Here is a 19,958-nt window from a genome sequence, read left to right as displayed (position 1 = left end):
TAACACGTAATTATCTTTTAAAAAATTAAGCGCCTTGCTCTTCTTTTTGATCTGCAACTGCTTTAGTAGCAAGTGCAAGACCGCGCATTGGAGCTTGAAGAACGCTAAGAAGCATAGAAAGTAAGCCTTCACGTGATGGAAGAGTAGCGATAGCTTTAACCTCATCAAGTGATACAAGTTTACCTTCGATTACGCCCGCTTTAATTTCTAAAGCTTCATGATCTTTAGCGAAGTCGTTTAATACTTTCGCAGGAGCAATTACATCCTCGTTACTGAACGCGATTGCATTTGGTCCTGTTAAGAATTCGTTTAACTCAGCTAGTTCAGCAGCTTCTGCAGCACGACGAGTTAAAGAGTTTTTGTAAACTTTGAACTCAACGCCAGCTTCACGTAAGTTTTTACGTAATTCAGTTGCTTCAGATACTGTTAAACCACGGTAGTCAACAACGATTGTAGATTTACTATCGCGAAGTTTTTCAGCGATTTCAGTTACAACTTGTTGTTTAGTTTCGATTGCTTTGCTCATGTTATTACACCTCCTGTAGATTATATAGAAGATGTACCGAAAGTGCACTAAAAAACCTCCATGCCCAATTGTAGACATGGAGGCATATAGTCACAGAAAAAATTCCGTTTCGTATATTCACACCTAGGTAGGAAATTAAGCCGCATTGGCACCTACTGTCTACGGTACACTATTTAAATTCACAACATAAATGATTATATTAAAACTTCTTCACGAAGTCAACTTCCAAATTTTACGCGATAGTAGAAACTTCAACGCGTACGCCAGGTCCCATTGTAGAAGCAACTGTTACGTTCTTCATGTAAGTACCTTTTGCAGCAGCTGGCTTAGCTTTTAGAAGAGCATCAGCAACTGTCTCTAAGTTTTCAACTAATTTTGCATCTTCGAAAGATACTTTACCGATTGGCACATGAATGTTACCAGCTTTATCAACGCGGTATTCTACTTTACCAGCTTTGATTTCGTTAACTGCTTTCGTTACGTCGAAAGTAACTGTTCCAGTTTTAGGGTTTGGCATTAAACCTTTAGGTCCTAATACACGACCAAGCTTACCAACTTCACCCATCATGTCAGGAGTTGCTACTACTACGTCAAAGTCAAACCAACCTTGTTGGATTTTGTTGATGTAGTCTGTATCACCTACGAAGTCAGCTCCAGCAGCTTCAGCTTCTTTTAGTTTTTCGCCTTTAGCGAATACTAATACACGTTGTACTTTACCAGTACCGTGCGGAAGAACAACTGCACCACGAATTTGTTGGTCAGCTTTCTTAGGGTCAACACCTAAACGGAATGCAGCTTCTACAGTTGCATCAAATTTAGCTGTGTTTGTTTTCTTTACTAATTCTACTGCCTCTGTTGCAGAGTAAGCAGTTGTACGATCAACAAGCTTTGCAGCTTCTACGTACTTTTTACCTCTTTTAGCCATTTTTATTTCCTCCTCAATGTGGTCTTAGCGGAATAACCTCCCACGTTTACGCCTTCTTTTCGATATAATCGAGGATGTGCGCCCATCCTTTTATTTTAAAAACGACACTCATTTACGATAATAAAGGTTGCGAATTGGAATTCCAGACCCGCAACCTCTTTTACAAAAAAAACAAATCGAATTAGTCTTCGATAACAATGCCCATACTGCGTGCAGTACCTTCAACCATACGCATTGCAGCTTCTACGCTAGCAGCGTTTAGGTCAGGCATTTTAGTTTCAGCGATTTCGCGAACTTTATCACGCTTAACAGTTGCCACTTTATTACGGTTTGGTTCACCAGAACCAGACTCGATACCAGCTACTTTCTTAAGAAGAACAGCAGCAGGAGGAGTTTTAGTAATGAAAGTGAATGAACGGTCTTCAAATACTGTAATTTCAACAGGAATGATTAGACCAGCTTGATCTGCTGTACGAGCGTTGAACTCTTTACAGAAGCCCATGATGTTAACACCTGCTTGTCCTAATGCTGGACCAACTGGTGGAGCTGGGTTAGCTTTACCTGCAGGAATCTGAAGTTTTACCATTTTAATTACCTTTTTAGCCACGAGACACACCTCCTTAAGTCCGTGATGTGGTCAATTGGGCAGTGATTTGCCCTCCCACTTCATATTTTATCTTTAGCGATAAAATCTTTCTCAAAAAACGTCTCCGTTTCCGAAGACGTACTGACTTAAAAGATATTATCACTTTTTACAATTCATTTCAAGTTTCATTTTATAATTTTTCAATTTGGTGGAAATCTAATTCAACCGAAGTTTCACGACCAAACATATCAACAAGCACTGTTACTCTTTGCTTTTCTAGGTCAATTTCATTAATAGCACCTGTGTAATTCGCAAATGGGCCTTCGTTCACACGTACAGTCTCATGAAGTTCAAAGTCAAAGTCAACTACTTCATTTTCCATTCCCATGTGTTTTAAGATTGTAACTACTTCTTCTTCTAATAACGGAGATGGCTTCGAACCCGATCCAGAAGATCCAACAAATCCTGTTACACCTGGTGTATTACGAACAACATACCAAGAATCATCTGTCATGATGATTTCTACCAACACATAGCCAGGAAATACTTTCCTCTTTGTTATTTTTTCTTTTCCGTTTTTCATTTCTACTTCTGTTTCCTCTGGAACAATAACACGGAAAATTTTATCTTGCATAGCCATTGATTCTACGCGTTTTTCTAGGTTTGTTTTTACTTTATTTTCATATCCAGAATAAGTATGGACAACATACCAACGTTTTTCCATTAATTTAGGACGACCGTCCTTCCCTCCCTGACGTACATTTTTTCGTGCAAATGAAAAAACCCGTTCACCGGGCTTTTACACAGTTCATATAAATAACATTAACATTATATCATGTATAAGCGCTTCTTATTCAAGAATTAAACGAATTAAAGAAGAAATCCCCATATCCACTACCGCAAAGAAAATTGCGCAGAAAGCAACTGTTGCAATTACAGTAAGTGTGGAACGGATTAATTCATCTTTTTTCGGCCAGCTTACTTTTTTCATTTCGCGACCTACATCGCCAAAAAAGTTCGTCAAACGCATTTCCGGGACCTCCAGTGCATAATTGCAATTATTTATTTTGTTTCCTTATGAACCATATGCGCATTACACGTTTTGCAAAATTTCTTTATCTCAAGACGCTCTACCGAGCTTGTATCTTTCATTGTTGAATAGTTTCGATTATTGCATTTTTCACATGCAAGTACAACTTTTTTTCTCACCTGTTACACCAGCCTTGTAACATTATTTCCTTAAAAATGTATCATACAATAAAAGACAATGTCAATGACGCTTCCCCCTACCACAAAAAGAAAAGGAGAGGAAAAAACCTCTCTTTTATATTTCTCTATTAACCTAATACATTTTTAACTTCCAAACTTAAAAAACTTAACGTTTAAGTGAAGGCGAGTGAACAGTTGCTGTTTCTCTCATTTCCATATAACGTTCAAGCTTCCTCTTCACTCGCTGCAAGGCATTATCAATGGATTTTACATGACGATTCAATTGCTCCGAAATCTCTTGATAAGATCTTCCATCTAGATATAAAGAAAGCACCTTTCTTTCTAAATCGCTTAACAATTCAGATATTTTTGACTCTATGTCAACATACTCTTCCTGACTAATAATCATCTCTTCAGGATCCGTCACCTTCGCCTCAGATATAACATCTAACAGAGTTCGATCAGATTCTTCATCATAAATCGGTTTATCCAAAGACACATATGAATTTAAAGGAATATGCTTTTGTCTTGTCGCTGTTTTAATCGCGGTGATAATTTGACGTGTAATACATAATTCCGCAAAAGCTTTAAAAGAAGACAGCTTGTCCTCTTTATAATCACGAATCGCCTTAAATAATCCAATCATACCTTCTTGAATAATATCTTCACGATCAGCGCCAACCAAAAAGTAAGATCTTGATTTTGCACGAACAAAATTTTTGTACTTATGAATTAAATACTCTAGCGCATCAACATTACCTTTTCGTACTAATTCAACTATCTCTTCATCCTCTAAACTACTAAATGTAACATTGTTGCCGCTTACGAAGTATGCTTCCAATCTGATCCCCCCGACCGCTTATTATTTAGAAATATTATACAGTAAGCACTTGAAGAGCGTCAATGTTTCAACGCCCTCCTCGTCTTAATTTTTCTAATTTTTCTGCAATTTCCTCACTAAATATCGTCCGCATTGCCGGTTGTTCTTCTTTCGTTTTTTTCGTTTTATGACGAACTCTTTGTTCCATCGCTCGAACTTCTATCTCTAGCTCACGCGCCGATTTACGCAGAGCACCTTGTCCAAAAATGGCCCACTGCTCTGTGTAATCAGACGTCGCAACATAAATACGTGTATTAATATTGCGCAGCTCAATTGCGAGCTGCTCAATTTTTTCATCCGCCGTTTGATTTTTCCTTGTAAAGATTACATCTACACGCGCTTGCTTCATCTTCTTTTCAATTCCATAAACAGAATATGCATCAAAAACAACCATTACTTTCGTACCTGTGTATCCTTGATAATCTGCCATTTTATCAATAAGTAAATCTCGTGAAGCTTGTAAATCTACATCCCTTAGTTTTTTCAAGTCTGCCCAAGCTCCGATAATATTGTAACCGTCAACGATTAAAATATCATTCATTTTTATTCACCGATTGGGTGACGTTTCCGATACACTTCATACATTAACAAGCTAGCAGCAACTGAAGCATTTAAGGATGTAACTTTACCAACCATCGGTAAATGAATCAAGAAGTCACATTTCTCGCCAATAAGGCGACTCATACCTTTCCCCTCACTACCAATTACTAAACCAATCGGCATTTTTCCATCTAAATTACGATAGTCATCTTTCCCTTTTGCATCTGTACCCGCAATCCAAAGCCCGCGCTCTTTTAATTCATCAATCGTTCTCGATAAATTTGTAACACGAGCCACTGGAACATACTCAATCGCTCCTGTTGAGGCCTTTGCAACTGCCGCCGTTAAACCAACCGCTCTGCGCTTTGGAATAATAATACCATGAGCTCCTACTGCATCTGCCGTACGCATAATAGAACCTAAGTTGTGCGGATCTTCAATCTCATCAAGAATTAAGAAAAATGGATCTTCATTCCGCTTAGCAGCCAACGCAAATAAATCTTCTAAGTCCGCATACTCATATGCCGCCACTTGTGCGATTACACCTTGATGATTTCCCTCTACAAGTTGATCTAATTTTTTCTTCGGTGAATTCTGCACTAAAATTTTGTTTTCTTTCGCTAATGCTAGTACAATTTGCACTTGCCCTTTCGCAGCACCTTCTGCAATCCAAATTTTATTAATGTCACGACCTGCTCTCAATGCTTCAATTACAGGGTTACGTCCAATAATATATTCACTGTTCACGCTCACGCGCCTCCTTCCTTATCCTCTAATACACGAATTGCTTCAAATACAATCTCTTCTATTCGTGTCTGATCATTTAATAAATAATGATATCCAATCAGCGCCTCAAAAGCAGTACTGTATCGATATGTTTGTACATCTGTATTTTTCGGAACAGAACCTGATTTCGCATTGCGCCCTCTTCTTAATACAGCTTCCTCTTCTTCAGTAAGAAATGCTGTCTCTAGTAAATGATGAACAACTTTCGCCTGCGCTTTTGCAGAAACAAAGCTTGTCCCCAAACGATGTAATTGATTTGGACGAACTGTTCCTTTTTGAAGCAGGTGATAGCGGATATATTGTTCATATACCGCATCACCCATATATGCTAACGCTAAGCTGTTTAATTGCTTTGCATCAATCATGTTTAGCCTCTTTTCCATCTTGTACCTTGTGGTGTATCTTCTAAAATAATGTTACGTTCTTTCAATTCATCGCGAATTTGATCAGATAGTGCAAAGTCACGATTTTTACGAGCCTCAATACGCTTTTGGATTAGTGCTTCAATTTCTTCATCAAGCAATTCTTCTTTCGTTAATTCTAATCCTAAAATGCCAAACAATGTTTCAAGCTGCTTTACATACGCCGCAATCACTGTTTTTGATGTATGCTCTTCTAATAAATATTGATTCGCATGATTTGCTAAATTATATAACTCAGTTATTGCATTTGCTGTATTGAAGTCATCATCCATCGCTTCTTCAAATGCCGCTTGGAAGTTATCCATTTCAGTTAACCATTTCTCATTATGGTCCGTTAAATCCGTACTGCTTTCCATGCGATGTTTTAAGTTTCCATAAGCTGTTTTAATGCGCTCTAATCCGTTATTTGTATGCTGTAATAATTCTTCACTAAAGTTAATTGGATGGCGATAGTGCACAGATAACATAAAGAAACGAATTAATTGTGGATCATATTGTTTAATAATGTCGTGAACTAGGACAAAGTTACCCAGTGATTTAGACATTTTTTCATTATTAATATTAATATATCCATTATGCATCCAGTAACGTGCAAATGATTTACCAGTCAACGCTTCTGATTGTGCAATCTCATTTTCATGATGGGGGAATGTTAAATCTTGACCACCAGCATGAATATCAATTGTATCACCTAAATATTTACGCGCCATTGCAGAGCATTCGATATGCCATCCTGGACGCCCTTTCCCCCACGGACTATCCCAGAAAATTTCTCCTTCTTTAGCAGCTTTCCATAGTGCGAAATCTAACGGATCTTGTTTCTTTTCACCAATTTCAATGCGAGCACCATGACGTAAATCTGCAATTGGTTGATGAGATAATTTACCGTATTCTTTAAATTCTTTCGTTTTATAATAGACATCGCCTTCAGATTCATATGCATATCCCTTATTCACAAGCTCTTGAATAAACTCAATGATAATATCCATATTCTCCATTACACGAGGATGAACCGTTGCACGTTTGCAACCCAATGCAGTTACATCTTCAAAATACGCTTTAACAAAGCGATCTGCAATAGTTGGAACGTCTTCTCCTAGCTCATTCGCCGCTTTAATTAATTTATCATCTACATCAGTAAAGTTAGAAACATATTGTACATCGTATCCTTTATGTTCTAAATAACGACGTACTGTGTCGAATACCATAGGTGGTCTTGCATTCCCAATATGGATGTAGTTATATACAGTTGGTCCGCACACATACATTTTTACCTTATTTTCTTCTAGTGGAACAAACACTTCCTTTTGACGTGTTAACGTATTATAAATGTGAATAGTCATTTTTATCCTTCCTTTCTGTTTTCACTACCATTTTTGTTTTCAATTGTTCAAGTTCCCCTTCTAATGCTTTCAACTTATCAAAAATCGGATCCGGAAGATCACAGTGATTTAAGTCTTGACCTACTTTCACCCCATTTTGGATCACGACGCGACCAGGAATACCTACAACTGTAGAATGCGCAGGTACTTCTTTTAACACAACCGAACCAGCACCAATTTTAGAATTTTCTCCAACCGTAATCGACCCAAGCACTTTCGCACCTGTTGCAATCAACACATTATCTTTAATCGTTGGATGACGTTTTCCTTTTTCTTTTCCCGTACCGCCTAACGTGACACCTTGATAAATTGTCACGTTATCTCCAATTTCACACGTTTCTCCAATTACAACTCCCATACCATGATCAATAAAAAACTTACGACCAATCGTTGCCCCTGGATGAATTTCAATACCCGTAAAAAAACGACTCATTTGTGAGATAACACGAGCAAAAAAGAAAAATTTTCGTTTATAAAAAGCATGTGCCATCCGATGCGCCCAAATTGCATGCAATCCAGAGTAAGTTAAAATTACTTCGATGTAACTTCTCGCTGCTGGATCCTGTTCAAAGACGACTTCAATATCCTCCCGAAGCCTCTTAAACATTTTCGTTCCCCCTCTTTTGTTTAAAGTGAAACTTCCATCAGTGGACCTCTTTACCACTAATAGTGAGCTGAACCAATCCGGTCCTTAATTTCTACTTCCTTACAAAGCTTTTCCGACTATTATTTATCCAAAAAACTCTCCCCCATACCTGTAGGTATAGAAAAAGGCGTCTCTGTCTATAGACAGAGACGCCTTACCAGCGCGGTTCCACTCTGTTTAGGCCTAAAAAAGCCTCAAACTTAAACATGATAACGGTTTATACCGCTTCTGCTTACTTTGCGTCAACATGACATTTCTCGAAATATATTCGTTGTTCAGCAGAAGACTCAAAGGGGCACTTCAAAAACCTGCTTTTAAACCACTTCCAGCCAAATGGTGGTTTTCTCTGTGAAAAGCATGATTTTCTACTTCTCCTTCTCGTCGCTTTCTTTTATTTCATTTTAAAGTATTCTTATTATATTTCTAAATCCGTAAAATGTTAACCAATTACTTTACGAACACGATTTAAAACTTTTTCTTTTCCAAGAAGTGCAATTGCATTTGGAAGTTCTGGTCCGTGTGTTTGGCCAGTTGTTGCAACGCGAATTGGCATGAATAAATTTTTCCCTTTTTGACCTGTTTGCTTTTGAACAGCTTTAATTGCTGTCTTGATTGCTGCAGGTTCTACTTCTTCTAACGCTTCTAACTCTGCCGCAAATGCACGAAGAACTTCTGGTACTTGTTCGCCTTTTAATACTTCTTGTCCTTCTTCTTCATAATCCACATGATCTTTAAAGAACATATCAGATAGCTCAACAATCTCAGCCCCGAAGCTCATTTGATCGTGATATAAATCAATGACATCGCGAATCCAAGCTAGTTCTTGTTCACTTGGGTTTTCACTTACGCGACCAGCTTTCACTAAATGCGGTAAGCTTAATTCAACAACGCGATCTAAGTCTTGCTTTTTCATATATTGGTTGTTCATCCATTTTAATTTTTGAGAATCGAATAATGCTGGTGATTTCGATAAACGAGCTGCATCAAACATTTCAATAAACTCATCTTTAGAGAAGATTTCTTCTTCCCCTACTGGTGACCAACCTAGTAATGCAATAAAGTTAAAGATTGCTTCTGGAAGATATCCTAACGCTTCATATTGTTCAATAAATTGAATAATAGATTCATCACGTTTACTTAACTTTTTACGGCTTTCATTTACAATTAACGTCATATGACCAAATTGTGGTATATCCCAACCAAATGCTTCGTAAATCATCATTTGTTTTGGTGTATTAGAAATATGGTCATCACCACGAAGAACGTGTGAGATTTCCATGAAATGATCATCTGCCGCTACTGCAAAGTTGTAAGTCGGGATGCCATCTTTCTTCACGATAACGAAATCGCCGAAATCGTTTGAGTTGAAAGATACGTCTCCTTTTACAATATCATTAAATACATATTCACGGTTTTCAGGTACACGGAAACGAATACTTGGAATGCGTCCTTCTGCCTCGAATTGTTTTACTTGCTCATCCGTTAAATCACGGTGACAACCCGCATAACGAGGTGTTTCACCGCGAGCGATTTGTCCTTCACGTTCTGCTTCTAACTCTTCTTCTGTCATATAGCACTTATACGCTAAGCCACGCTCTAATAAATCTTCATATAACTTTTTATAAATATCTAAACGCTCCATTTGACGGTACGGACCATATTCACCACCAACGTCGATGCTTTCATCCCAGTCCATGCCAAGCCATTTTAAATACGTTAATTGGCTTTCTTCGCCGCCAGCAATATTACGCTTTACGTCTGTATCTTCAATACGGATAATAAATTTACCGTTTTGACTACGAGCGAATAAATAGTTAAATAATGCCGTACGTGCATTTCCGATATGTAAGTGTCCTGTTGGACTTGGCGCATAGCGCACTCTCACTTGCTTTTCCATAATTGGTACACCTTCCATTCTTAATGTCAACAGATTCCTTAATTGTACACCAAAAAATTACGATTATCCATCTTGCGAATCAAAAACAACTATTTTTTCTGTAATAATACAATAGCCTGCGAAGCAATTCCTTCTTCTCGTCCTGTAAATCCTAATTTTTCTGTCGTCGTTGCCTTCACATTGACATTCTCCACGTCTGTTTGCAACAGTTCGCTAATTCTCTTGCGCATACTTTCAATATGTGGTGCCATTTTTGGTTTTTGGGCAATAATTGTACAATCTAAGTTTCCGAGTACATACCCTTGCTCTGTCACAAACTCCCACACTTTCTGCAAAAGCACAGCTGAATCCGCATCTTTAAATGCAGGATCTGTATCTGGAAAATGTTTACCGATGTCACCAGCGGCAATCGCCCCTAAACAAGCATCAGCAATAGTATGTAAAAGGACATCCGCATCAGAGTGCCCAAGTAATCCTTTTTCATATGGAATTGTAATTCCACCAATAATTAACGGTCTTCCTTCTGCAAATGCATGTACATCAAAACCTTGCCCAATTCGAAACATTTCCAATTCCTCCTCAAACTACACTAGTAAACTTTATATCATTCTTACGGGCATATAAAAGCTCCGTCTGTTGAAATTTCTACTCTATATATAGAAAAGCTCGGTAGCTACCGAGCTTTTCTATTATAACATTGCTATTGTATTTTCAAAACTCGTAGAAAGCTTTCAGCAATCACTAAATCTTCAGGTGTTGTCACCTTTATATTATGATAGCTTCCTCCTACAACTCCTACCTCTTTAGGAAGACATTCCACCAAACTAGCATCGTCAGTTCCGAGAAAGCCCGCTTGTTTTGCACTCTCATGTGCCTCTAACAGAATGGGAACATGAAATCCTTGCGGCGTTTGAACTGCTCGCAAATGAGAACGTTCTACTGTTTCAACAACAGTATCATGCGTCACTTTTTTAATTGTATCTTTCACAGGTACCGCACAAATGGAAGCACCTTTTTCTTTCGCCATTTGCAATACATCTTCAATCATCTTTTTCGTTACAAATGGACGTGCCCCGTCATGGACAAGTACATACTCTACATCCCTTACATACATAAGAGCATTGTATACACTATCCTGACGCTCACTACCACCTTGAATAAGTAAGATGTCTTTTTGAATAGGATATGTTTGAAGCAATTCTTCAAAATAAGAACGCTCTTCTTCATTAATCGCTAAAATAATATGTTTACATTGTTCATCTTTTTCAAAAGCTCGTAATGTATGAATGATAATAGGAACAGAATCAATTTGTAAAAACAATTTATTTTTACCTGCTCCCATACGCTTACCTTGTCCTGCTGCAGGAATAATTAAAGTATATATCATCGCAATCCTCTACTTATAACGCTTTTTCTAACAACTTACGCTTAGCAAAAATCATTCGACCTGCAGATGTTTGCAATACACTTGTAACAAGTACATCAAGCTGAGAACCAACATGCTCTCTACCATCTTCGACTACAATCATTGTACCGTCGTCTAAATAAGCAACGCCTTGATTCTGTTCTTTCCCATCCTTCACAACGTATACGCTTAACTCTTCACCCGGAAGCACAACAGGCTTAATGGCATTTGCTAAATCATTAATGTTTAAAACTGTCACACCTTGCAATTCAGAAACTTTATTTAAGTTAAAATCATTCGTAACAACAGTACCGCCTGTTAACTTTGCTAACTTCACAAGCTTACTATCGACTTCTTGAATATCTTCAAAATCACCTTCATAAATTTCTACCGGAATAGATAACTCTTTTTGAATACGATTTAAAATATCCAAACCTCTTCGTCCGCGATTACGCTTTAATGCATCCGAAGAATCAGCAATATGCTGTAGTTCTTCTAACACAAATTGCGGAATGACAATTGTACCTTCCAAAAATTTTGTTTGGCAAATATCCGCAATACGCCCATCAATAATAACACTCGTATCTAGTATTTTCCAACTAGAAGTTAACGGTTCTACTTCCTCGTTTTCATTATTCGTATTTTTTTTCTTTCCTCCGCGTTGCGCCAATGTAAACAACCCTAACAATTCATTCCTCTTTTTAAACCCTACTTGGAACCCTAAGTAACCAAGTAGTAGCGTGAAAAAGATTTGCAATACTGTACTAATGACTGGAATGGTAAATTCGCGAATCGGAATCAAGATTAAATACGCAACAATTAGTCCTGAGATTAATCCTAATGTTCCAAATAACACATCTGTAACAGGTGCCTTTACAAGCGCTTCCTCAATATGTTTAATAAGCTGAACAATATAATCTACAAGCCAAAACGTTGTTAAAAATAAAATGATTGCACCAATAATTGCACGAATATAAGAACCTTCAAGCCAAGGAACTGCACCTATATCCAAAACATTAATCACTTTTGGAATAAGAAAAATTCCCAATGCTCCTCCAATAACTAAAAAGAAAAGCTGTACGATTCGTTTTAACATTCAACCACCTCCTACTCATTATTAACCATTACTTCGTCACTCAAAACGTCGAGTGCAAAAGTGGACGTGTTTTTTTATAATTTGTTTTATTTACCAATATATCATATCATATATAAAAAATCTTTGAGTGTCGCTATATTGTGAAATCAATGTAATATTCTTAATTGTGTCTGCTCATATACAAATGTTCTTGAATTCGTTTTAAACCCTCTCGTATCTTTTTCGCCCGCACTTCTCCAATTCCTTCCACATCATCCAAATCAGCAATTGTTGCACGGCAAATTCCTTGTAAGTTCTTAAAACGATTAATTAAGTTTTCAATGATAAGAGGTGGAACTCTAGAAATTTTACTCGCAATCCGATAGCCTCTTGGTGTAATACTTTCTTCTAATTTCATTTGTCCGGAATACCCAAGTAATTTTACTAAATCGCTATCTTCTAGAAGTTGTGCATTCGCCAGCTCTTGTAATTTTTTTAAAATTTGATAGTGATCTTGTGTTTTTTCATAATAGTAGTCTTTAATTAATAGCGCAGCCTCTGCTTCCACGTCAGCAAGCAATTCTGTTAATTGTAAACGAATAAGTCTTCCTTCTGTTCCTAATTCATGAATGTAACTAAAGATTTCATTTTTAATCCGCAACATCATTTCGACGCTATGTAGTACATGCACAACTTCAGACATCGTAACCACTTCTTCAAACTCTAAAATACCAAGGTTCGTTATGCCCTCATTCCATACAGCCTTATATTTTTCTAATGTTTGAATCGCTTGGTTTGCCTTTGTTAAAATAACCCCAATATCTTTTAATGTATAACGTAAGTTTCCTTGATATAACGTAATTACATTTCGTCTTTGTGAAATAGCAACAACAAGACTACCTGTTTGCTTCGCCACTCGCTCTGCTGTCCGGTGGCGCATACCTGTTTCAATGGAGTCAATAGATGAATCAGGAACCAACTGTCCATTAGCGATTAAGATTCTGCTTCCTGTTTCATTTAAAATAAGAGCCCCATCCATTTTTGCTAGTTCGTATAGACTAGCAGGAGAGAAAGCACAGTTAATATGAAATCCTCCATCAACAATACTTTTAATTTGTTCATTGTACCCGAGTACAATAAGACCACCCGTTTGTGCCCGGAGCACATTATCAATTCCTTCTCTTAACGGTGTCCCCGGTGCAACGAGCTGCAAAATATTAATAATACTTTTGGAACGTTGCTTGTTTTCTTCCATATCTTATCCTCCTAGTGCAAATCGAAGAGCCTCTCCTATATTCGATACTCCAACTACTTCAATTCCTTCTGGAATCGTCCATCCACCTAAATTCTTTCGCGGGATAATAACACGTTGAAATCCTAATTTTGCAGCTTCTTGTACACGCTGTTCAATGCGAGACACACGACGAACTTCTCCCGTTAAACCAACTTCACCAATGACTGCATCACCCGGAAAAGTCGGTTTATCACGAAAACTTGATGCGATACTTAAAGCGACTGCCAAATCAACTGCTGGTTCATCTAATTTAATTCCACCAGCAACTTTTAAATACGCATCTTGGTTTTGGAGCAATAGCCCTGCTCTTTTTTCTAGTACCGCCATAATAAGAGATACACGGTTATGGTCAATTCCTGTTGCCATTCTTCTTGGATTCCCGAAACTTGTAGGAGAAATTAATGCTTGTATTTCTACTAAAACAGGCCTTGTTCCTTCCATAGAAGCAACAACCGTTGAACCAGCAGCACCTACAGGTCTTTCTTCTAGAAAAATTTCAGAAGGATTTAACACCTCTGAAAGGCCAAGCTCCTTCATTTCAAAAATTCCCATCTCATTGGTTGAACCGAAACGGTTTTTTACTGCTCGTAAAATTCGATATGTATGATGACGATCTCCTTCAAAATAAAGAACGGCATCCACCATATGCTCTAACATACGTGGACCAGCTATAGCTCCTTCTTTCGTTACATGCCCTACAATAAAAATAGGAATTCCTTTCGTTTTTGCAAGCTTCATAAGTTCTGCTGTACATTCGCGTACTTGCGCAACACTTCCCGGCGCTGAAGTTACTTCCGGTAAATGAATGGTTTGAATAGAATCAATTACTACAAATGACGGATTCATTTCATCTATATATGCTGCAATTCGTTGTAAATCTGTTTCTGATACAACAAATAAATTATCTCCATTTACATGAAGACGATCTGCCCTAAGTTTAATTTGTTTTGCAGATTCCTCACCTGATATATATAAAACATCATAAGTACGATCTGCTAGTTGTGATGATATTTGCAGTAATAGTGTTGATTTCCCAATACCAGGATCTCCCCCTATGAGCACGAGAGAACCATCTACAATTCCACCACCAAGCACCCGATTAAACTCTTGAAAATTTGTTTCAATACGCGCCTCTGTTTTCGTTTCCACTTCTTTTAGGCGGCGAGGCTTCGTTAATTCAGTTTGAATTGCACTTGCATAGTTCAACCTTCTTGATGATACAACTGGTTCCATCTCTTCCACCAGTGTATTCCATTGTCCACATCCCGGACACTTTCCCATATACTTTGGTGACTGATAACCACATTCTTGACATGTAAATTTCGTTTTCTTTTTAGCCATCGTTTTTTACACTTCACTTCGCTTTCATATGTAACAAAAATATTTCTTTTTGTACAAGAAAGAGGGCTATTGTTTAGCCCCCTTTTGTTTGTCTATACTTATTTTACCTTTTCTGCACTACGAATGACAAATGATTCTCCTTCTGCATCAAAAACAACTTTTTGACCTTTCTCAATAACCCCTTTAAGAAGTTCTTCTGATAATCGATCTTCTACATGTTTTTGAATTGCACGGCGTAGTGGACGAGCACCGTACTCTGGGTCAAATCCTTTATCGGCAATCGCTTCAATTGCTGCATCCGTTAACTCTAAATCGATCTCTTGTTCTTTTAAACGTTTGACCAACTGTTCTACCATCAGTGTAACAATTTCTTTAATATGTTTCTTCTCTAATGTATGGAAAACAATAATTTCGTCAATACGGTTTAAGAACTCAGGACGGAATGCTTTTTTCAACTCATCCATCACTTTACCCTTCATATCTGCATAATCACGACTTTCATCTTGTACATTAAACCCAAGATGTTTGTTCCGTTTTAATGCATCTGCACCTACGTTAGAGGTCATAATAACAATAGTATTACGGAAATCAACTGTACGACCTTTTGAATCTGTTAAGCGGCCATCTTCTAGCACTTGCAGTAAAATATTGAATACATCTGGATGTGCCTTTTCTACCTCGTCAAGTAAGACAACGGAGTATGGTTTACGACGAACTTTTTCTGTTAACTGGCCGCCTTCTTCATATCCAACATATCCTGGAGGAGAACCAACTAAACGAGAAGTAGAGTGTTTTTCCATGTACTCCGACATATCAATACGAATCATTGCATCTTCGTCACCAAACATAGATTCTGCTAATGCGCGTGCAAGTTCCGTTTTACCAACACCAGTTGGTCCTAAGAAAATAAAAGAACCGATTGGACGTTTTGGATCTTTCAAACCTGCTCTTGCACGGCGAACTGCTTTTGCAACCGCAACAACCGCTTCATCTTGCCCAATTAAACGATCATGTAAAATATTTTCTAAGTTCAGTAGTTTGTCTGTTTCTGTTTGAGCCAGCTTAGAAACTGGAATACGCGTCCACGTTGAAACAACATTTGCAATATCCTCTACTGTTACTTCCGAATTTTCTTTACCTTGTTGCTCTTTCCATTGACGCTTCGTATCTTCTAATTTTTCACGTAGGCGCTGTTCCATATCACGTAAAGAAGCTGCTTTCTCAAATTCTTGACTTTGTACTGCCGCATCTTTTTCTTTTCTTACCTCTTCTAGCTTCAATTCAAGTTCTTTTAAGTTTGGTGGTGTTGTATAAGAACGTAAACGGACTTTTGAAGCTGCTTCATCAATTAAGTCAATTGCTTTATCGGGTAAGAAACGATCTGTAATGTAACGATCTGATAATTTTACTGCGGCATCAATCGCATCGTCTGAAATAGAAACGCGGTGATGTGCTTCATAGCGGTCACGTAATCCTTTTAAAATTTGAACCGATTCTTCTAAGCTTGGTTCATCAACGTGAATCGGTTGAAAGCGTCGCTCTAATGCCGCATCTTTTTCAATATATTTACGATACTCATCTAGCGTTGTCGCCCCAATACATTGTAGCTCCCCGCGTGCTAATGATGGCTTTAAAATATTCGATGCGTCAATAGCCCCTTCTGCACCGCCCGCACCAATCAATGTATGAAGCTCATCAATGAATAAAATAATATTACCAGCTTGACGAATTTCATCCATAACTTTCTTTAAACGGTCTTCAAACTCACCCCGATATTTCGTACCAGCAACTACAGTCCCCATGTCTAATGTCATAACACGCTTATCGCGTAAAGTTTCTGGAACTTCGTTGTTTACAATTTGTTGTGCTAACCCTTCAGCAATTGCTGTTTTACCAACACCAGGTTCTCCAATTAACACAGGATTATTTTTTGTTCTTCTACTTAATACTTCAATTACACGTTGAATCTCCTTGCTACGGCCAATTACCGGATCTAAACGCTCTTCACGTGCTACAGCTGTTAAATCGCGAGCTAAACTATCAAGCGTCGGTGTATTTGCATTAGCCGAACCACCACCTTGATGCCCCGAAGCTGTTTCGTTGCTACCAAGAAGCTGCAGTACTTGTTGACGTGCTTTATTTAAACTTACGCCTAAATTATTTAAAACACGAGCTGCAACGCCTTCTCCTTCACGAATAAGACCTAGTAAAATATGTTCGGTTCCCACGTAAGAATGACCAAGTTTACGTGCTTCATCCATTGATAACTCTATTACTTTTTTTGCACGTGGCGTATAGTGAACTGTTTGGGACATTTCTGTACCACGCCCAATTAGTGCTTCTACTTCTTTTTGAACTTTCTCTGGACTTAATCCAAGTGCGACCAATGCTTTTGCAGCAATCCCTTCTCCTTCACGCACAAGGCCAAGTAAAATATGCTCTGTACCAATATTATTATGACCAATACGAATTGCTTCTTCTTGGGATAGCGCTAATACCTTTTGTGCTCGCTCTGTAAATCTTCCAAACATCATATGAATCACACTCCTAATTCGCTCGATTTTGTTCAATTCGTAATCTTTCACGAATAAGTGCTGCTCTGCGATAATCTCTTTCGCCAGGTTGTAAGGGGCCTCCAGCATATTGCTGCAAGATTCCAGGCTGTGTAAGTACCATTAACTCTGTTAAAATATTCCTAGATATATTTTCTATATACCCAAGGTCAATACCAAGCCGAACATCTGATAAACACGTTGCTGCCTCAGCAGATTCAATTAACCGGCTATTCTCTAATACACCGTAAGAGCGATACACCTTATCTTCAAGCTCAATACTTGAACTTTTCATAATGGATTCTCTTGCTGTTCGTTCTTGCTGAATGAGTTGCTGAACAACACTCTTTAAATCTTCTACAATATCTTCTTCAGATTTCCCCAATGTCATTTGATTAGAAAGCTGAAATATATTCCCTAAAGCTTCGCTACCTTCACCATATATCCCTCTCACAACTAACCCAAGTTGATTAATTGCTTGAACAATACGGTTCATTTGTCCTGCTAAAACGAGAGCCGGCAAATGTATCATCACTGAAGCTCGTAAACCTGTTCCTACATTTGTAGGACAGCTCGTTATATAACCAACTTGTGCATCAAATGCATATTCAATCTGACTTTCTATCCAATCATCAATTCGATTTGCACTATGCAACGCTTCTGATAATTGTAATCCCGGAAATAAACACTGAATTCGAATATGGTCTTCTTCATTAAGCATAATACTTACTTGTTCATTCTCAGATAATAAACAAGCACCATATTCTGTTCCCACTAGATCAGGACTTACAAGATGCTTTTCTACCAATACTCTGCGCTGCAAAGGTTGAATCCTATTCATTTGTAACAGTTCAAATCTCCCGAAAGGTTCAACTTTTTGATTAGCAAACTTTTCTTGAAATACATCAATTATTTGCTCTGCTTCCTCATTTGTTAGCATAGTCGGGAACTCATAATCTCGTAAATTCCGAGCCAATCGAACACGACTGCTTAAAACAATATCGGAATCAGGACCTTCTTCCCTCATCCATGGACTGATTGCTTCGTTCATAATACGATCGAGTGACATAGAATTATTCCCCCTCTCTATGCTCACGAAGCTGATTTTCTATGCTGCGAATTTTATCTCGTACTTCAGCAGCCTGTTCAAACTCTTCTTGTTGTATGCACTCCTGCAATCTTAGTTTTAACTCATCTAATTCTTTTTTTAGATGAATATTTCCTCCTATACGGTTAGGAATTTTTCCATGGTGCTTTGTATGTCCACCATGAACTCGTTTTAGCGTTGGTTGTAATTGTTCTTTAAATGTTTCATAACAAGTCGAACAACCAAACCTTCCGATCTTTGCAAATTTTGGATACGTCATATTGCATTTCGGACATTGCAAAGGCTGTTCACTCGAAAAATCATTTGTTTTTTTCTCAGATACAGGTTGCTCGACATTCAGTAGTCCTGCTAATAAATTATGAAATGACAAACTAGACTTATTTGATTGAAAGAAAGACGTATATCCATTTTCTTGTGCACATTGCTCACAAAGATGAATCTCCGTCTTTTCTCCATTCATTGCTTTTGTAAAATGTAGCGTTGCTGGTCGTGAACTACAGTTTTGACAAATCAACGTATTTCCCCACCTTTACAATAGGAACGAGTTATTAATTTATACCCTTATTCGTTCAACTAATCCTCAAGAGATAAAGCATTCCTAAAGGAAGTTTCACTTTACTTATACTTCAATGTTCTAAGCATCGCTTGAAGCATACGTGCTCGTAATTCGTCTCGAAATGGTAAATCCGTTAGCAAAACAGATCGATCTAACACACTAAACATGAGCTTTGCTTCCCTATCGGTAACAATACCCTCTTCTGCTAAACGCCTTATTATACTCTCAGCGCTTGATTGAGTAATGCTATACTGAATCATTTGTAACATTTGATTAATAATGTCTATTTCATCATGCAATTTGACTTTTATAATGCGAATATAACCTCCGCCACCTCGTTTACTTTCTACTACAAATCCTCTTTCTATTGTAAAACGAGTATTAATAACGTAGTTAATTTGAGATGGCACACAATCAAACTTATCAGCAATTTCATTCCTTTTGATTTCAATTGCATCATTATTACTCAAGTCAATAACTTGCTTTAGATATTGTTCAATAATATCAGATATATTTCTCATTTATCCTCCACCTTTATTGACTTTGACTATCTTTGACTTTAATTATATACGTATTAAAAAATTTTGCAACTCTTTTGCTTCCCTCTTTATCCTATCCATATTTTCTCTCATTTAATCAGCCGTTTTTTATTTTATGAATAAAGAATATAAAGTTTCCTATATAAAAAAGAATACAAAAAAGACGAGTCTACTGACTCGTCTTTTTTTTGCCTGGCAACGTCCTACTCTCACAGGGACAAAGTCCCAACTACCATCGGCGCTAGAGAGCTTAACTTCCGTGTTCGGTATGGGAACGGGTGTGACCTCT

Annotated in this window: 22 protein-coding genes, 1 rRNA gene and 2 other annotated features; all 23 genes read right to left on the bottom strand. The window is 37.7% G+C overall.

The features are described 5' to 3' along the window. Positions 1–25 precede the first annotated feature (25 nt). Positions 26–526: a 50S ribosomal protein L10 gene (rplJ, locus tag ACFQZ1_RS09230; protein ID WP_377881832.1), complete on the bottom strand. Its 501-nt coding sequence runs from the start codon at positions 524–526 to the stop codon at positions 26–28. 40 nt (positions 527–566) lie between these two features. Beyond that, positions 567–709, bottom strand: a sequence feature (ribosomal protein L10 leader region). Between the two features lie 49 nt (positions 710–758). Further along, positions 759–1,451: a 50S ribosomal protein L1 gene (rplA, locus tag ACFQZ1_RS09225; protein ID WP_098309990.1), complete on the bottom strand. Its 693-nt coding sequence runs from the start codon at positions 1,449–1,451 to the stop codon at positions 759–761. A 181-nt stretch (positions 1,452–1,632) separates the two neighbouring features. Next, the gene (rplK, locus tag ACFQZ1_RS09220) at positions 1,633–2,058 is read right to left on the bottom strand and encodes a 50S ribosomal protein L11 (protein WP_001085872.1); all 426 of its coding nucleotides are present in this window, start codon (positions 2,056–2,058) and stop codon (positions 1,633–1,635) included. Between the two features lie 169 nt (positions 2,059–2,227). Beyond that, positions 2,228–2,761, bottom strand: a complete 534-nt coding sequence (gene nusG, locus ACFQZ1_RS09215) for a transcription termination/antitermination protein NusG (protein WP_230576161.1) — start codon at positions 2,759–2,761, stop codon at positions 2,228–2,230. 126 nt (positions 2,762–2,887) lie between these two features. Continuing rightward, positions 2,888–3,067, bottom strand: a complete 180-nt coding sequence (secE, locus tag ACFQZ1_RS09210) for a preprotein translocase subunit SecE (protein ID WP_098309988.1) — start codon at positions 3,065–3,067, stop codon at positions 2,888–2,890. A gap of 32 nt (positions 3,068–3,099) precedes the next feature. After that, the gene (gene rpmG / locus ACFQZ1_RS09205) at positions 3,100–3,246 is read right to left on the bottom strand and encodes a 50S ribosomal protein L33 (protein WP_336484561.1); all 147 of its coding nucleotides are present in this window, start codon (positions 3,244–3,246) and stop codon (positions 3,100–3,102) included. A gap of 166 nt (positions 3,247–3,412) precedes the next feature. Next, on the bottom strand, positions 3,413–4,087 hold the full coding sequence (locus tag ACFQZ1_RS09200) for an RNA polymerase factor sigma-70 (RefSeq protein WP_377881831.1): 675 nt from the start codon (positions 4,085–4,087) through the stop codon (positions 3,413–3,415). Between the two features lie 67 nt (positions 4,088–4,154). Continuing rightward, a complete protein-coding gene (locus ACFQZ1_RS09195) occupies positions 4,155–4,667 on the bottom strand; it encodes an NYN domain-containing protein (RefSeq protein ID WP_377881830.1) in 513 nt (170 codons plus the stop codon). 2 nt (positions 4,668–4,669) lie between these two features. Continuing rightward, positions 4,670–5,413: a 23S rRNA (guanosine(2251)-2'-O)-methyltransferase RlmB gene (rlmB, locus tag ACFQZ1_RS09190; protein WP_377881829.1), complete on the bottom strand. Its 744-nt coding sequence runs from the start codon at positions 5,411–5,413 to the stop codon at positions 4,670–4,672. A 2-nt stretch (positions 5,414–5,415) separates the two neighbouring features. Next, positions 5,416–5,817: a Mini-ribonuclease 3 gene (locus ACFQZ1_RS09185; protein WP_377881828.1), complete on the bottom strand. Its 402-nt coding sequence runs from the start codon at positions 5,815–5,817 to the stop codon at positions 5,416–5,418. Between the two features lie 2 nt (positions 5,818–5,819). Next, on the bottom strand, positions 5,820–7,217 hold the full coding sequence (cysS, locus tag ACFQZ1_RS09180; RefSeq protein ID WP_377881827.1) for a cysteine--tRNA ligase: 1,398 nt from the start codon (positions 7,215–7,217) through the stop codon (positions 5,820–5,822). Then, positions 7,198–7,863 (bottom strand): serine O-acetyltransferase, encoded by a 666-nt coding sequence (gene cysE, locus ACFQZ1_RS09175; RefSeq protein ID WP_377881826.1) that lies wholly within the window; start codon positions 7,861–7,863, stop codon positions 7,198–7,200. The genes cysS and cysE overlap by 20 nt, the downstream gene beginning before the upstream one ends. Before the next feature lie 181 nt (positions 7,864–8,044). Next, positions 8,045–8,293 (bottom strand) — a binding site (T-box leader). Positions 8,294–8,341: 48 nt separating this feature from the next. After that, complete coding sequence (gene gltX, locus ACFQZ1_RS09170; protein ID WP_377881825.1) at positions 8,342–9,799, bottom strand: glutamate--tRNA ligase; 1,458 nt, start codon at positions 9,797–9,799, stop codon at positions 8,342–8,344. A gap of 89 nt (positions 9,800–9,888) precedes the next feature. Further along, the gene (gene ispF / locus ACFQZ1_RS09165) at positions 9,889–10,365 is read right to left on the bottom strand and encodes a 2-C-methyl-D-erythritol 2,4-cyclodiphosphate synthase (RefSeq protein ID WP_377881824.1); all 477 of its coding nucleotides are present in this window, start codon (positions 10,363–10,365) and stop codon (positions 9,889–9,891) included. Between the two features lie 134 nt (positions 10,366–10,499). Then, positions 10,500–11,183 (bottom strand): 2-C-methyl-D-erythritol 4-phosphate cytidylyltransferase, encoded by a 684-nt coding sequence (gene ispD / locus ACFQZ1_RS09160; protein WP_377881856.1) that lies wholly within the window; start codon positions 11,181–11,183, stop codon positions 10,500–10,502. A gap of 16 nt (positions 11,184–11,199) precedes the next feature. After that, entirely contained in the window at positions 11,200–12,300 is a 1,101-nt protein-coding gene (locus ACFQZ1_RS09155) for a PIN/TRAM domain-containing protein (protein ID WP_377881823.1), read from the bottom strand. A 160-nt stretch (positions 12,301–12,460) separates the two neighbouring features. Next, a complete protein-coding gene (gene disA / locus ACFQZ1_RS09150) occupies positions 12,461–13,534 on the bottom strand; it encodes a DNA integrity scanning diadenylate cyclase DisA (protein ID WP_377881822.1) in 1,074 nt (357 codons plus the stop codon). 3 nt (positions 13,535–13,537) lie between these two features. Next, positions 13,538–14,914, bottom strand: a complete 1,377-nt coding sequence (gene radA, locus ACFQZ1_RS09145) for a DNA repair protein RadA (RefSeq protein ID WP_377881821.1) — start codon at positions 14,912–14,914, stop codon at positions 13,538–13,540. A 98-nt stretch (positions 14,915–15,012) separates the two neighbouring features. Continuing rightward, positions 15,013–17,448 carry an ATP-dependent protease ATP-binding subunit ClpC gene (clpC, locus tag ACFQZ1_RS09140; protein ID WP_377881820.1) on the bottom strand — a complete coding sequence of 812 codons (2,436 nt, stop codon included), beginning with the start codon at positions 17,446–17,448 and terminating at the stop codon, positions 15,013–15,015. Positions 17,449–17,461: 13 nt separating this feature from the next. Next, positions 17,462–18,535: a protein-arginine kinase McsB gene (gene mcsB / locus ACFQZ1_RS09135; RefSeq protein ID WP_377881818.1), complete on the bottom strand. Its 1,074-nt coding sequence runs from the start codon at positions 18,533–18,535 to the stop codon at positions 17,462–17,464. 4 nt (positions 18,536–18,539) lie between these two features. Next, the gene (mcsA, locus tag ACFQZ1_RS09130; RefSeq protein ID WP_377881817.1) at positions 18,540–19,088 is read right to left on the bottom strand and encodes a protein-arginine kinase activator protein McsA; all 549 of its coding nucleotides are present in this window, start codon (positions 19,086–19,088) and stop codon (positions 18,540–18,542) included. A gap of 101 nt (positions 19,089–19,189) precedes the next feature. After that, a complete protein-coding gene (locus ACFQZ1_RS09125; protein ID WP_377881816.1) occupies positions 19,190–19,651 on the bottom strand; it encodes a CtsR family transcriptional regulator in 462 nt (153 codons plus the stop codon). Between the two features lie 208 nt (positions 19,652–19,859). Next, positions 19,860–19,958 (bottom strand): 5S ribosomal RNA (gene rrf / locus ACFQZ1_RS09120); the annotation flags it as partial.

Source organism: Bacillus sp. CGMCC 1.60114, from assembly GCF_042676365.1.
In the GTDB taxonomy this organism is placed as follows: domain Bacteria; phylum Bacillota; class Bacilli; order Bacillales; family Bacillaceae_G; genus Bacillus_A; species Bacillus_A rhizoplanae_A.
The sequence above is the reverse complement of the archived record's forward strand: the minus strand, read 5'-3'. Positions and strand labels throughout refer to the sequence as shown.